Source organism: Gracilibacillus sp. YIM 98692, from assembly GCF_010993965.1.
GTDB lineage: Bacteria > Bacillota > Bacilli > Bacillales > Amphibacillaceae > Gracilibacillus.
In genome coordinates this window covers 132,169-146,936 of the sequence record NZ_WIXM01000007.1, presented here as the reverse complement: position 1 = coordinate 146,936, position 14,768 = coordinate 132,169, and the positions used below count along the sequence as shown (strand labels likewise).

The window sequence follows — 14,768 nt, the reverse complement described above, 5'->3', positions numbered from 1 at the left end:
ATGACATATTCATTCATAACAAGTAATGACGCTAGCATACATAGAATTAGATGTTTGACGGAGGTGCCAAATGACTGACACGAATTTTATACATATTCCATTACTCCCATTAAGAGGTTTAATTGTTTATCCTAAAATGGTTATCCATCTTGATGTTGGGAGAGAGAAATCCATTCAATCATTAGAAAAAGCAATGATGAACGATCAAAAAATATTTTTAGCAGCACAGAAGGAAAGCGCCATAGATGATCCAAAAACAGATGAGATCCATACGATTGGCACTGTTGCAAAAGTAAATCAAATGTTAAAACTTCCAAACGGAACGATGCGTGTCCTAGTAGAAGGTTTACATCGAGCTATGATTCAAGAATACATTAATGAAGAAAAACAATTTTATGTTGAAATAGAGAAATTAGATGAAATTCACAAAAGTAAAGCGGAAGAAGATGCCTTAATGAGGGCACTATTAGAACAATTTGAAAATTATACCAAAATTTCTAAAAAAATAAGCAAAGAAACATTAGCTACGGTAACAGATATAGAAGAACCGAGTCATTTTTCTGATATTGTCGCATCTCATATTACATTAAAAATGTCAGACAAGCAGGAAATTTTAGAAACCATTGAAGTAGCAGATAGGTTGCAAAAATTGCTTGATATCATTTCAAATGAACAGGAAGTATTGCAATTAGAGAAGAAAATTGGCCAGCGTGTCAAAAAATCAATGGAGGACACTCAGAAAGAGTATTATTTAAGAGAACAAATGAAAGCCATCCAAAAAGAATTAGGTGACAAGGACGGAAAAACGGGAGAAGTGGCAGAACTGAAGAAAAAGCTGGAGGGCAAAAAGCTTCCAGAGCGTGTAGAAAAAGCAGTGCAAAAAGAATTAGACCGCTACGAACGTGTCCCGCAGAGCTCTGCGGAAAGCTCTGTGATTCGGAATTACATAGATTGGATTCTGCAGCTTCCTTGGGAGGAAGAAACAGAAGATAATCTTGATATCCATCATGCAGAGAACATTTTAGATGATGACCATTACGGATTAGAAAAAGTGAAGGAAAGAGTATTGGAGTATTTAGCGGTACAACAGCTAACAAATTCCTTAAGAGGTCCAATTTTATGTCTAGTGGGACCGCCTGGAGTAGGGAAAACTTCTTTAGCAAGATCAGTGGCTCGTGCTGTAGATCGAAATTTTGTTCGCATTTCATTAGGCGGGGTTCGGGACGAAGCAGAGATACGAGGACACAGAAGAACTTATGTCGGTGCATTACCAGGAAGAATTATTCAAGGAATGAAAAAAGCAGAAACGACGAATCCAGTCTTTTTATTAGATGAAATTGATAAAATGGCTAGTGATTTTAGAGGAGATCCTTCTTCTGCTATGTTAGAAGTATTGGACCCGGAGCAAAACCATAATTTTAGTGACCATTACCTTGAGTTAACGTATGATTTATCTAATGTTATGTTTATCGCAACAGCCAATAATTTAGCAACCATACCACGACCATTACTTGATAGAATGGAAGTTATATCCATACCTGGATATACTGAATTGGAAAAAATGCATATTGCGAAAGACCATTTGTTACCAAAACAATTAAAAGAAAATGGATTAACAAAAGGTCAACTGCAATTACGAGAAGAGGCATTATTGAAATTAATTCGGGTGTATACTAGAGAAGCAGGAGTGCGTGGTTTAGAAAGACAACTGGCGGCCGTTTGTCGAAAGGCTGCGAAAATTGTGGTATCAAAAGAAAAGCAACGAGTAGTGGTAACCGAGAAACAATTGGAGGTTTTATTAGGTAAACCACAATTTCGATATGGCTTAATGGAAGATGAAAATCAGATTGGAGCAGCAACAGGACTAGCTTATACATCCGCTGGTGGAGATATATTATCGATAGAAGTTAGTTTATCAAAAGGAAAAGGAAAGCTTACCCTTACTGGTAAACTTGGTGATGTGATGAAGGAATCTGCACAAGCTGCGTTTAGTTATATTAGATCACGAGCAGATCAATTAAAAATTGAACCGGATTTTACTGATAAATATGATATTCATATTCATGTCCCAGAAGGAGCTACACCTAAAGATGGACCTTCAGCTGGGATAACGATGGCAACAGCACTCGTGTCCGCATTGACGAATAGACCTGTTAAACGTGAAGTGGGTATGACGGGAGAAATTACGTTGAGAGGTCGTGTCTTACCAATTGGCGGGTTAAAAGAAAAATCCTTAAGCGCCCACCGTGCTGGTATCACAACTGTCATTATACCTGAAGATAATGAAAAAGATTTAGAAGATATTCCAGAAAGTGTTCGGGAGCAACTAACGTTTATTCCGGTAAATCATTTAGATAAAGTGTTGGATTATGCGTTAATGGAGGGCAATTATGAAAGTAACTGATGCAGAAATTATTATAAGTGCCGTATCTGAAAAGCAATATCCCAATGATCGGTTACCTGAAATTGCTTTAGCGGGAAGATCCAATGTTGGTAAATCATCTTTTATTAATAAGTTAATCAATCGAAAAAATTTAGCTAGGACTTCTTCTAAACCAGGGAAAACACAAACATTAAATTTTTATAAAATCAACCAGCAGTTTTATTTCGTCGATGTTCCAGGATATGGCTATGCCAAGGTTTCTAAAAAGGAAAGGGAAAAATGGGGACAAATGATGGAAGAATATTTTTCCTTAAGGGATACGTTGAGAGCAACTGTTTTAGTTGTTGATCTTCGTCATAAACCAACTGAAGATGATGTCATGATGTATGATTTCTTAAAGTATTATGAACTGCCTGTCATCGTTATCGCTACAAAGTTAGATAAGATTCCAAAGAATAAAAAGGGAACTTATATAAAACGAGTCGTTGATACTTTAGAACTAGAGCCTGAAGATACAGTCATTCCATTTTCTGCTGAAACAGGAGTAGGAAAAGAGGATGCTTGGCATCATATTAGGTCCAAGATATCGTAAACCTAAACCGCTCCTTTCTATATAGAGAAAGAAGCGGTTATTTTCGTTTTACCAATAAGTAGATACCTAATCCAATTAACAGAGCAGGCCAAAATTGTTCTATCCAATAAATGATTCTATTTCCCCATTGAAACCATCCAGGCTTTTGGTTTGCAAAAATGGCAAATAATGAAATTCCAACTAATATAAGCCCTGGAAGCAATCCTCCTTTGATTTTAGTATTTCGGAGAAGGAATGCTATTCCAACGATGAGTGGGTACATAGCCCAGTGGTCTATCCAAAAGGAATAGTGATTCAATCCATGAAAATGAATACCTAAACCTAACAGAATAAAGCCAGGAAATATTTGTTTGTATTCCTTGGATGAATAGGCATAAAATAAGAAAGCCAATCCTAATAAGATAAGTAAAGTAGGCCATGAATAAAAGTCAGTAATAATGGGGAGGCGTAATTCTTGTAAAAGAAAATATACTCCAATTCCAATTAAAATATAGGCAAACAATTTATTTCCTTTCAATCATGTCACTCCTCTAGATTATAATGATTATTAATTTATATTGGTTTCTTGCTAAAATGTAAGGAGTATGATAAAGTACGTATGAAAATGAAATTATACTCACTTTGTTATCTTATCATATTTATAATCAAACTGTTCATAAATTCATCACTTATTCATAGAAAATACATGTTATAATAGGTGGTAGATGCTAGGCTTTTGTTTTTTTGGGGGTAGATATTGTGCACATATTAACAGCAGGGATAAACTATCAAACAGCCCCTGTCGAAGTTCGTGAAAAATTAGCTTTCCATGAAGATACTTTGACAGAGGCAATGAACGAATTAAAAGAGAGAAAAAGCATATTAGAAAATGTTATTGTATCGACATGTAATCGGACAGAAATATATGCAGTAGTTGACCAGCTTCATACAGGGAGATATTTTTTAAAGCAATTTTTAGCGGATTGGTTTGATGTTGATAAAGAAGTGTTTGCCCCACACTTGATCATATATGAAAACGAAGCAGCCGTAGAACATTTATTTCGTTTAATATGTGGATTAGAATCCATGATCATGGGTGAGACGCAAATCCTTGGCCAAGTCAAACAAAGCTTTTTACAGGCACAAGAAAATAAGGTTACTGGAACGGTATTTAATGAGTTGTTTAAGCAAGCCATTACAATTGGTAAACGCAGTCAGCGTGAAACAAATATTAATGAAAATGCTGTTTCTGTAAGTTATGCGGCAGTAGAACTAGCTAAGAAAATCTTTACGGAGCTTAAGAGTAAGCATATTGTCATTATTGGTGCTGGCAAGATGGGAGAATTAGCAGCTAAAAACTTATACGGTTCAGGTGCGGAAAAAATAACCGTGGTGAATCGTACAGTGGAAAAGGCAGAAGATCTTGCTGATAAATTTAATGGGGATGCTCGTTCAACAGAGGCTTTAGGTGAACTTTTAATTGATGCTGATATCGTGATTAGTTCAACTGGCGCGAACCAATATATGGTTCAAAAAGATTCTTATCAGTCCATTGAAAAACAGCGAAAAGGCAGACCTTTGTTCTTAGTTGATATTGCAGTACCAAGAGATTTTGATCCAAAGTTAGCTGAACTGGAAGATGTGTTCTTATATGATATAGATGATTTGCAAGATGTAGTTGTTGCCAATTTAGAAGCTAGAAAAGAAGCTGCCCAAACCATAGAGTTATGGATTGAGGAAGAGATTGTAGCATTTAATCATTGGATTCAAACGTTAGGTGTTGTACCTGTTATTACAGCATTACGTGAGCAAGCTTTAACCATTCAACAAGATACGATGAAAAGTATTGAAAGAAAGATGCCTAACTTAACAGAACGTGAACGAAAAGTCTTAAATAAACATACGAAAAGTATTGTGAATCAATTGTTAAAGCAACCGATTCTACAAGCAAAAGAATTAGCAGGTCAACAGGATGCGGAAGAAGCTCTTGGACTCTTTAAAAAGATCTTCGATATAGAGGATGAAATTGAAGGAGATAGTGTGAAAGTTTTTTCTGAAAACAGCAATAAAAAAACAAATCAAGCTAAATATCAGAAGTTGCATCAGGTGTCTACTTCGTAAAAAGGAAGGTATTCCTTTATGTTTGCAGAACGTTTTATTCAAGAAGGCATGTTAATTTTCTATGGACTTAGTGTTATTTTTTATTTTATAGATTTTCTTTACCATAATCAGAAAGCAAACCGTATTGCTTTCTGGTTTCTTTCAATGGTTTGGGTTATTCAAACCATTTTTTTATTAACAGAAATAGTCCTAACATCCTCTTTCCCAGTTCAAACATTTAATGATGGTTTGTATACGTATACTTGGATGGTTATTACCTTTTCATTATCTGTACACTATTTCTTTAAACTTGAGTTTTTTATGTTTTTTATGAGTATATTCGGCTTTATTGTCATGATTCTGCACACGATACGGTCGACACAAATTGTGGATGCAACACAAATACCGAATGTGCTGAATGAAATCTTAGCAGCCCATATTATGTTAGCTCTTCTTTCTTATGGCCTGTTTACGGTTTCTTTTATACTTGCATGTTTGTTCTTTATGCAGTATAAGCTCTTAAAGTCGAAGAAAGGGTATAATTGGCTTCGGCGTTTTCAAGATTTAGAAGGTTTAGAAAAACGTGCCTTTCAGATTATCGTTTTAGCTGTACCGTTACTTATTATCTCTATTATTCTAGGTGTTGTATGGGCGTATATGAGCGGCGCTGAATTTTACTGGGGAGATAGTAAAACAGTTGGCTCTATTTTTGTTTTTCTTATTTATAGCTGGTACTTATTTATGAGAGTACAAGGTAATTATCGTGGGAAAGCTATCTTAAGACTTAATGTATTATCTTTTTTTGTTTTATTGATTAACTTTTTTTTATTTAACACTTTATCGAATTTTCACTTTTAATAGATGTAGAGAGGAGCATGTCGCATGCGTAAAATTGTAATTGGGTCAAGGCGAAGTAACCTTGCTATGACACAGTCAGAATGGGTAATTGAACAACTGAAAAAACATGTTGGAGATCAATATGACTTTGAAATTAAGAAGATCGTGACAAAAGGGGATAAAATATTAGATGTTACACTCTCTAAAGTGGGCGGGAAAGGCCTTTTTGTCAAAGAAATTGAACAAGCAATGTATGATCATGAAATTGACTTTGCTGTTCATAGCATGAAAGATATGCCAGCGGTGATGCCAGAAGGATTAATCATAGGTTCTATACCTGAGCGAGAGGATCATCGAGATGCTTTTATTTCCAATGACCATGTTCCTTTAGAAGATTTAAAACCTGGTTCGGTAGTTGGAACAAGTAGTTTAAGACGAGGTTCCCAAATTTTAGCAGCAAGGCCAGACTTAAAAATTCATTGGATACGCGGTAACATTGAAACGAGATTACGCAAATTAAAAGAAGAGAATTTTGATGCGATTATTTTGGCTACAGCAGGTCTGAAGCGAATGGGCTGGAGTGAAGATATCGTAACAGAATATTTAGAGCCAGAAGTATGTGTTCCTGCTGTAGGGCAAGGGGCTTTAGCAATCGAATGCCGCGAAGATGATACGGAGTTACTAGAGATGCTTCAAAAAATTAATGATGACTATACAACGAAAACGGTAACCGCTGAACGTACTTTCTTACATTTATTAAACGGCGGCTGCCAAGTACCGATTGGCGGTTATGCTTATTTAGATGGTGATGAGATTGTATTAACTGCATTAGTAGCAAGTACAGATGGAAAGACAGTATTGAAAGAAGTCGTAACTGGTAAAGATCCAAAAGAAGTTGGGAAATTTGCAGCGGAGAAGTTAAAAGCGCAAGGTGCTCAGGAGTTAGTGGATGAAGCGATAGAAGAGAATGAACAAGGATGACTTTTCCTTTAACTGGGAAGAGGGTATTGATTACAAGAGATGAGCGAAAAGCAGCACCTCTTATGGATTTGTTAAAACAAACAGGGGCTATTCCCTATCATGTACCTCTTCTTCGGTTTGAGCCTATTCTCTCAAGTAGCTTGGACAATACCATGAGGCAACTAGATCAAACTACAGATTGGCTATTTTTCACTAGTGGGAACGCAGTGGATTTCTTTCAACAGTATATCGAGAGCTTGTCCATTCATCCTTCTTGTAAAATAGCTGCAGTAGGTGAAAAAACAGCCAATAAGCTGATGGAAATAGGGTTGCAAGTTGACTTTCAACCGAGTGTGTTTCAAGGTTCTTCCATGGTGAGTGAATTCTTAGATCGTTATGGCAGTAATCAACGAATCGCTTTGATTTGTGGAAATAGAGCACGTGAAGAGATACCAAATCTATTAACCAAAAAGCAAGTCGATTTTCAAAGGGTCGTCCTTTATCGTACAATAAAGAATATGGAAGGGAAAGAGACATTGCATCGATTATTTGCTGATCAAAATATAGATGCATGCTTTTTCACAAGTCCTTCTATTGTCGATCAATTTGATCATTTGATGGATGCGGCTTTATTACCAGTCGTTAAGCAAAAGCTTATATGTGTAGCGATTGGAAAAACAACTGCCAATCATCTTGAAGCTAACGGATATCAGCGTGTTGTTTATCCAAATCGTTTCACCACAGTAGATATGATTAAAGTATTAGTGGAATATGTTCAATACGAAGAAAGAAAAGGTGAGAATCGATGACTAATCTAGACTTTAGGCGACACCGTAAGCTGCGTCATTCACGTACGATGCGGTCTTTTGTAAGAGAAACTATATTACATAAAGAAGATTTGGTTTACCCATTATTTATTGTGGAAGGGGATCAAATTAAAAATGAAGTACCATCCATGCCAGGGGTATTTCAAATTTCATTAGACTATTTAGATCAAGAAATAGATGAGTTACTGGATTTAGGTATACCATCTGTTTTGCTGTTTGGTGTACCAAAAGAAAAAGATGAAGTAGGATCAGGGGCTTATGATCAAGAAGGGATTGTCCAACAAGCCATCCGCCAAATCAAAGAAAAAACGGATGAATTGCTGGTTATCGCAGATACATGTCTTTGTGAATATACATCACACGGCCACTGCGGCGTGATTCATCAGCAAGATGTAGATAATGATAAGTCACTCCCATTACATGTAAAAACTGCTGTGACTCAAGCACAAGCAGGTGCGGATATTATTGCACCATCTAATATGATGGATGGTTTTGTAGCAGCCATTCGTCAAGGATTAGATGAGGCTGGTTTTACGGATACTCCAATCATGTCCTATGCAGTTAAATATGCTTCAGCTTTTTATGGTCCGTTCCGTGACGCTGCAGACAGCACACCGCAATTTGGCGATAGAAAAACGTATCAAATGGACCCGGCTAATCGCTTAGAAGCATTGAGAGAAGCACAATCAGATATGGACGAAGGAGCTGACTTTTTAATAGTAAAGCCAGCATTATCTTATATGGATATTATTCGGGATGTTAAAAATCAACATCCAGTACCAGTTGTTGCTTATAATGTAAGTGGCGAATATTCGATGATAAAAGCGGCCAGCCTCAATGGTTGGATCGATGAACAAGCTGTTGTATTAGAAAAATTAACAGCAATGAAACGTGCTGGTGCAGATATTATTATTACTTATTTTGCAAAAGATGTAGCAAAATGGTTAAAAGAAGATCATTAATCAGGAAGGTGAGAAATCATGGTAGCAAATCAACAATCAATAGATGCTTATAAAGAAGCAGTCGATTTAATGCCTGGCGGAGTAAACTCCCCTGTTCGTGCTTTTAAATCAGTAGGCCTCGATCCGATTTTTATGGAAAATGGAAAAGGTTCTAAAATAATTGATATTGATGGCAATGAATATATTGATTATGTGTTGAGTTGGGGGCCATTAATACTTGGTCATGCCAATGAACATGTCGTGGAGAAACTAAAGAAAGTAACAGAGAAAGGGACAAGTTTTGGAGCACCAACTAGATTAGAGAACGAGCTAGCAAAGTTAGTGATTGATCGTGTTCCATCTATTGAAATGGTTCGGATGGTTAATTCAGGGACAGAAGCAACGATGAGTGCATTACGATTAGCAAGAGGATATACAGGGAAAAACAAAATTTTAAAATTTGAAGGAAATTATCATGGACATGGTGATTCTTTATTAATTAAAGCTGGATCTGGTGTAGCAACATTAGGATTACCAGATAGCCCTGGAGTTCCGAAAAGTGTAGCAGAACATACAATAACAGTTCCTTACAATGATATGGAAAGTGTGCGTTATGCTTTTGAACAGTTTGGAGATGACATTGCGGCTGTTATTGTAGAACCAGTATCAGGTAATATGGGAGTAGTTCCGCCTCAAGAAGCATTTTTACAGCAACTACGTGAGATTACTACCGATCATGATACTTTGCTCATTTTTGATGAAGTCATGACTGGGTTTCGTGTAGGCTATCATTGTGCGCAAGGACATTTTGATGTGACACCGGATTTAACTTGCCTGGGAAAAGTAATCGGTGGAGGATTGCCTGTTGGAGCATATGGTGGAAAAAGAGAGATTATGGAGAACGTTGCACCAACCGGTGATATTTATCAAGCTGGAACTCTATCCGGTAACCCTTTAGCAATGACTGCAGGTTTAGAGACTTTAAAACAAATGACGAAAGAAGCTTATCAAGAAATTAATGAAAAAGTAGATCGGTTAGTGGAAGGTTATCAAATGGCAGCGGAAAAACATCAAGTTTCCATTCAAATTAACAGAGCTGGTTCAATGGTTGGTATCTTTTTTGCAGATCAGCCAGTCATCAATTATGATTCTGCTAGCAGCTCCAACGTTGAAGCTTTTGCAGCCTACTACCGCAGTATGATTGAAGAAGGTATTTTCCTTCCGCCATCTCAATTTGAAGGATTGTTCTTATCTACTTCTCATACAGATGAAGACATTGAAAAAACTATTCAAGCAGCAGATAAAGCTTTTTCAAAATTGAAGCAATCTTAAAGAAAACTCAGGTTCAGCCAAGCCTTTAGGCGCAGCGCGATAGCCTAGATGCGCTTATCTATATTCCTAAAATTGCCCACTACGCCGTGATAACTTCCTTGCTGATAATTTATACATTCCTATACGGTAAGAAAAACTTGCTAAGGTCTAAAGCACCTTAGCAAGTTTTTTTATTCATAAATAACCAGCTTTGTACATATATTTTTATGGAAATGCTAGTACGTTTGAGCAAGGAGGAAGGAGGAAGTATTTTGCAATCACCATTTCATTTTGATGTAAACGAAGAGATTGCATTTCATCATGATCAAAAAATCAAAGAAATGCTAGGGATAGGTTTAGAGCCGGTTATGTCTGTTGAGGAATTAGATGATACGCTTTCCATTCGAGGGGTTATGGAATTAAAAGGGGAGTATGTAAAAGATGAGGATTTACAAGATAGATTAGGAGAAAATGATAATAGAAATCTCACCTATGTGGAAAGAGTAGATTCCGTCTCAGAGAGTGTCTGTGAGTTTTTTCATAAACTCTTAGTGGATATTACGATTCCGATGGATAGGGTAGCATCACCGAAGGATGTCTCGGTAGAAGTAGATTATTTTGATTATCAGTTACCATCTGACCAAGAAATGAAGATCGAAGCTACATTAGCTATTTATGGGCTTACAGAAGAACATGATGACGAGTCGTTGGAAGCTTTTACAAATGATAGAGAAGGAAGGCTTGAGGATGGAGAATTTGAATTTGTAGTAGAGGAACAAACTGAGGGTGATCCAAAGCAACAACAAGAAAACGAGGAGAATATTTTATCGGTTTCGGAAAATAGAGAAAGTGAAGAAGAGGAAGAGAAATGGAGTGAAGAGGTGTATGAGGAACAAACTGGTGAGAGTATATCAGATGGAAGAATAATGGATGAAGCAGGTGATGATATGGACTATTCGGATGAACAAAACCAAGAGGAATTAGAACTTGCAAAACAAGAAGGAGCAGAGCAAGATTTCCAAGATGAAATTACAAGAGAGGAAGAATATCTGAGTAACGATCCGGAAACACCAATTGTAGAAGAAGATGACGAACTGGAAGAAGAACCAGTAGAAGAAGTGATACAATTAAAAAGCAGATCCGAAGCCTCAGAAGAGGACTCCTCATATTTATTAAATATATTTACGGATGAAGAAGAATCTGCTTATAGCAGGCTAAAGCTATACATTGTTCAACCAAGTGATCATATGAATGAAATTGCTGAAAAGTACGGCGTTTCGGCTAGGCAGATTATGCGAACGAATCGTTTAGATGATGAAGACATTACACCTGGACAATTAATCTATATTCCTATCTCGATAGAAGAATAAAACATGACAATCCCTTGCATTAGCAACAAGGGATTTTTTCTTTAACATAACAACTGCGTTAGCATATAGGTTTTATTGTTGGCGTATATGTGAAATAGACGGTGTTGGATCAAGTTTTTCATTAAGTATCTTTTCGTATTCTTTGTGTTTTTACTACACAATAGAACCAAACTGCGCAATACTGTAGGGTGAGAGTTTAAATGACGCTTCGGAAATATACTTCGCTTTCCGCGGGCAACGCTTCAGCTTCCTCGGTGCAAGGGAGCAAAGGTGTTATTTCAAGTAGCCCCCTGGCTGAGGTGCTGCCCCCGGAAAGCGAGTGTTTTTCCGCAGCCGATTACGCACTCATCGAGACAAGCGGAGGAAAACTTCCCCAAAGTTACTGCACAGTTTATGGATATTGCGCAATTAGAAAAATAACAATCTTTTAGAAAACAGCGTTTCTTAATTGTAATAATGTATAAGCCAAGTGTTTTATATGAATAAAGAACTGATGGAGGGGTGTATATGGATTGGAAACAACTAGCAAAAGCTTATGAGATTGAACCGATAGAAATATATCAAGTGACAAATAGAGTATATAAAATTCAAACAAGATCACAAAATTATGCATTAAAGCATTCTCATTTGACCAAGGAATCGATTGGACGATGGCTAGCATTATACCAATATATCCAACAGCAACAAATATATGGCTTTGTACCAGTCTATTTAACCAATCAACAAATGCCATTTTATGCTGAGGATGAAAACATCTATTATTTGATGCCCTGGGTGGAAAACCATGCATTAGATAGACCTTCACATGAGTATGCATCCCTTTTTCACAGCTTAGGCAAATTACATGCTGCCACCATTCATAAACACGACCTTTCATCCATTAAAAACAGTCAAGAATCCTATCAAGAATATTACCGAAATCAAACCCAAATATTTCGTGAACAACTATTGCAGTATGTTCGTTATTTTGAGGCGAAAAGGTTTATGTCTCCATTTGAACTACAAGTGTGCATGACGTATCGTGATATAGATTTTCTTTTGTATCAGTTAGATCATTGGCAGGAGATTCACTTTGAAACATTAGGTGAAACTGCTGACATGAACTATAGCCTATGTCACGGTAATCTTAAGCTTACACACTTTGTTTCCACTTATGATCAAACCTATTTATTGAATTGGGAATATGCTCACTTTGCCCCTGCTATACATGATTTAGTTCTTTATTTCTCTCATATAGGATCCTTCCACGATATAGATTTACCTAAGGTCACGGAAGCGTTTGATGTTTATGGTAGATACCTTCCTATCTCTGATTTTGAGAAAAGTCTATTGGTTATGGAGCTATTATCTCCAGATTCATGGCTTCAATGTATACACTCTTATATGGATGTAGAGGTAACAACTCCTCAAATAGATAGTGTTATAATGTTAGAAAGAGAATATCGTAAATTAATGTTTCATTACCAATTACAAGAGCATATAGCGAGCACATTAACAAGAAAAAATGAAGAGGCAAATTAAATCCATTCCAGTTGAAAAGCAATTAAAATGCCGATTAGAATACCCAGTAATAACACATCAAAGCTAGTGGGAAAAAAGATTGTACGGATTCCTTGGAAGACAACAATCGGCAGAATACACCTTTCACAAATAAGAATCCATTCTCTAGCCCATGGTGGTAACCGATATCGATAATAACGTGACAATAGATCCACCTCTTTCTAAGACATAAACATCTATCATAGTACATTTTATGCGACAATTATTTATTTGTGTATTTATGAATAAATATGTTTAATTTTGGATCACTCGGGAATAACAATACAAGTAATACATGGTTCATCATGTAGGGAGTTAGACGCTTATATCATGATTTGTTATACTGATACTGTTGTAAGAATTACATAGATTTGTAAAAAAAATTGACGTTTAGCTACCGTATCATTTCTAGTTGATTACACAAACTACTATAGTTTGGATCTAAATAATAAATACAATAGGGAAGGAAGGATCGACTTTGTCTATGAATACGCCAAGAATTGTCGTCCTAGGTGCAGGGTATGCTGGTATGATGACAACCAAACGTTTAACTCAGCAATTTGCGCCTGGAGAAGTGGAAATTACGCTTGTAAACAAACATAACTATCATTATCAAACAACTTGGTTACATGAAGTGGCTGCTGGAACGATTGACGTCAATCGTTCACGTATTATGATAGAAGATGTGATTGACACGAAACGCGTTCATTTTGTACAAGATACGGTTGTGAAAATTAACAAAGATGAAAAGAAAGTCCAACTGGAAAATGGAGAGTTAGATTATGATTTTTTAGTTATCGGATTAGGATTCGAAAAAGCAACATTTGGTATTCCTGGTATGCAGGAGAATGCATTTTCTATTCAAAGTGTAGATACAAGCCGCATGATTCGTGATCATATTGAATATCAATTTGCTCGTTATAAATACGAGGAAGATGCTTCAGATGATTTACTAACGATTATTGTCGGCGGAGCAGGTTTTACAGGTATTGAGTTTGTAGGCGAGCTTGCTGAGCGTGTTCCAGTATTATGTAAGAAATATGATATACCGCGTCATAAAGTGAAAATTATTAACGTGGAAGCAATGGATACGGTACTTCCAGGTTTCGATGAAGAGCTAGTCGATTATGCGAAACGCTCCCTAACTGCTCGAGGAGTTCAATTTAAATTAGGTACTATGATTAAAGAAGTAAAAGAAGATGCTGTTATTCTTGGTGATGAAAAAGAGGAGATTAAAGCAGCTACCATTGTATGGACTGGTGGCGTCCAAGCGAACAGTATTGTTGGAGAGTCAGGTTTTGAATTAACAAAAGGCAAAGTAAATGTAGAACCAACTCTAAAAGCCCCAGGGCATGACGACGTGTTTATTCTTGGTGATTGTGCCTGGGTGATGAACAAAGAAACAGGTCGTCCTTATCCGCCAACAGCCCAAATTGCAATGCAAGAGGCAGACACATGTGCTCATAATATTAGAACGATGATGTATGGTGGTACTTTAGAGGAGTTTCAATTTGATGATAAAGGTACGGTGGCCTCATTAGGCGGTAAAGAAGCTATGGGTAAAATATTTGATGGCTATAAATTATATGGTGTCCAAGCGAAAGCGATGAAAAATGTGATTGATGATCGTTATTTATTCTTATTAGGCGGACCAAAACTTGTATTGAAAAAAGGGAAATTCCGACCTTTCTAAAAAAGTAAGAGAGGGATATGTGTGAGTTAAAGGAGGAATCAAGGATGAAAAATACGTTGCTTTATACACTTTTGACAGCAGTGGCTACCATTGCCTATATACTTATATCAAGAAAAGTTGAAGATACTCGAGATTTCCGATAATATGAAGAGCAGGTGCTTGTTACCAAGTATCTGCTTTTTTTATGTGAACTAAATACCTTATGTATAATTGGGAAACTATGGTCGATAATGACA

General features: G+C 36.6%; 13 protein-coding genes. 11 read left to right on the top strand and 2 right to left on the bottom strand.

What is annotated here, in order from left to right; all coding sequences use genetic code 11:
• The first annotated feature begins 70 nt into the window (after nt 1-70).
• Complete coding sequence (lon, locus tag GHD00_RS09500) at nt 71-2,404, top strand: endopeptidase La (protein WP_163537925.1); 2,334 nt, start codon at nt 71-73, stop codon at nt 2,402-2,404.
• Complete coding sequence (gene yihA, locus GHD00_RS09495; RefSeq protein ID WP_163537924.1) at nt 2,391-2,975, top strand: ribosome biogenesis GTP-binding protein YihA/YsxC; 585 nt, start codon at nt 2,391-2,393, stop codon at nt 2,973-2,975. Before lon ends, yihA begins: the two co-directional genes overlap by 14 nt.
• Nucleotides 2,976-3,012: 37 nt before the next feature.
• On the opposite strand, the gene GHD00_RS09490 is transcribed toward yihA, so the two are convergent.
• Complete coding sequence (locus tag GHD00_RS09490) at nt 3,013-3,492, bottom strand: LiaI-LiaF-like domain-containing protein (protein ID WP_163537923.1); 480 nt, start codon at nt 3,490-3,492, stop codon at nt 3,013-3,015.
• Nucleotides 3,493-3,713: 221 nt separating this feature from the next.
• Between GHD00_RS09490 and hemA the strand changes: the two genes are divergently transcribed.
• The 8 genes from hemA (at nt 3,714) to GHD00_RS09450 (ending at nt 12,821) form a co-directional block, all read left to right on the top strand.
• Nucleotides 3,714-5,075, top strand: coding sequence for a glutamyl-tRNA reductase (gene hemA, locus GHD00_RS09485; protein WP_163537922.1), 1,362 nt, complete (start codon nt 3,714-3,716; stop codon nt 5,073-5,075).
• 18 nt (nt 5,076-5,093) lie between these two features.
• Entirely contained in the window at nt 5,094-5,912 is an 819-nt protein-coding gene (locus GHD00_RS09480; RefSeq protein WP_163537921.1) for a cytochrome C assembly family protein, read from the top strand.
• A gap of 24 nt (nt 5,913-5,936) precedes the next feature.
• A complete protein-coding gene (hemC, locus tag GHD00_RS09475; RefSeq protein WP_163537920.1) occupies nt 5,937-6,872 on the top strand; it encodes a hydroxymethylbilane synthase in 936 nt (311 codons plus the stop codon).
• A 26-nt stretch (nt 6,873-6,898) separates the two neighbouring features.
• Nucleotides 6,899-7,660 carry a uroporphyrinogen-III synthase gene (locus tag GHD00_RS09470; protein WP_163537919.1) on the top strand — a complete coding sequence of 254 codons (762 nt, stop codon included), beginning with the start codon at nt 6,899-6,901 and terminating at the stop codon, nt 7,658-7,660.
• Nucleotides 7,657-8,640: a porphobilinogen synthase gene (gene hemB, locus GHD00_RS09465; RefSeq protein ID WP_163537918.1), complete on the top strand. Its 984-nt coding sequence runs from the start codon at nt 7,657-7,659 to the stop codon at nt 8,638-8,640. The genes GHD00_RS09470 and hemB overlap by 4 nt, the downstream gene beginning before the upstream one ends.
• An 18-nt stretch (nt 8,641-8,658) precedes the next feature.
• A complete protein-coding gene (gene hemL, locus GHD00_RS09460; RefSeq protein ID WP_163537917.1) occupies nt 8,659-9,951 on the top strand; it encodes a glutamate-1-semialdehyde 2,1-aminomutase in 1,293 nt (430 codons plus the stop codon).
• Between the two features lie 251 nt (nt 9,952-10,202).
• A complete protein-coding gene (spoVID, locus tag GHD00_RS09455) occupies nt 10,203-11,300 on the top strand; it encodes a stage VI sporulation protein D (protein ID WP_163537916.1) in 1,098 nt (365 codons plus the stop codon).
• A gap of 507 nt (nt 11,301-11,807) precedes the next feature.
• A complete protein-coding gene (locus GHD00_RS09450) occupies nt 11,808-12,821 on the top strand; it encodes a phosphotransferase (protein ID WP_163537915.1) in 1,014 nt (337 codons plus the stop codon).
• Here the strand turns inward: GHD00_RS09450 and GHD00_RS09445 are convergent.
• A complete protein-coding gene (locus GHD00_RS09445) occupies nt 12,818-13,006 on the bottom strand; it encodes a hypothetical protein (protein ID WP_163537914.1) in 189 nt (62 codons plus the stop codon). The genes GHD00_RS09450 and GHD00_RS09445 overlap by 4 nt on opposite strands.
• A 317-nt stretch (nt 13,007-13,323) precedes the next feature.
• Between GHD00_RS09445 and GHD00_RS09440 the strand changes: the two genes are divergently transcribed.
• Nucleotides 13,324-14,532: an NAD(P)/FAD-dependent oxidoreductase gene (locus GHD00_RS09440; protein ID WP_163537949.1), complete on the top strand. Its 1,209-nt coding sequence runs from the start codon at nt 13,324-13,326 to the stop codon at nt 14,530-14,532.
• Nucleotides 14,533-14,768: the final 236 nt, after the last annotated feature.

What these genes read in the sequence shown, in the direction of transcription:
- lon (WP_163537925.1), top strand. Translation starts at nt 71, where the DNA reads ATGACTGACACGAATTTTATACATATTCCATTACTCCCATTAAGAGGT.
- yihA (WP_163537924.1), top strand. Translation starts at nt 2,391, where the DNA reads ATGAAAGTAACTGATGCAGAAATTATTATAAGTGCCGTATCTGAAAAG.
- GHD00_RS09480 (WP_163537921.1), top strand. Translation starts at nt 5,094, where the DNA reads ATGTTTGCAGAACGTTTTATTCAAGAAGGCATGTTAATTTTCTATGGA.
- hemC (WP_163537920.1), top strand. Translation starts at nt 5,937, where the DNA reads ATGCGTAAAATTGTAATTGGGTCAAGGCGAAGTAACCTTGCTATGACA.
- hemB (WP_163537918.1), top strand. Translation starts at nt 7,657, where the DNA reads ATGACTAATCTAGACTTTAGGCGACACCGTAAGCTGCGTCATTCACGT.
- hemL (WP_163537917.1), top strand. Translation starts at nt 8,659, where the DNA reads ATGGTAGCAAATCAACAATCAATAGATGCTTATAAAGAAGCAGTCGAT.
- GHD00_RS09450 (WP_163537915.1), top strand. Translation starts at nt 11,808, where the DNA reads ATGGATTGGAAACAACTAGCAAAAGCTTATGAGATTGAACCGATAGAA.
- GHD00_RS09440 (WP_163537949.1), top strand. Translation starts at nt 13,324, where the DNA reads ATGAATACGCCAAGAATTGTCGTCCTAGGTGCAGGGTATGCTGGTATG.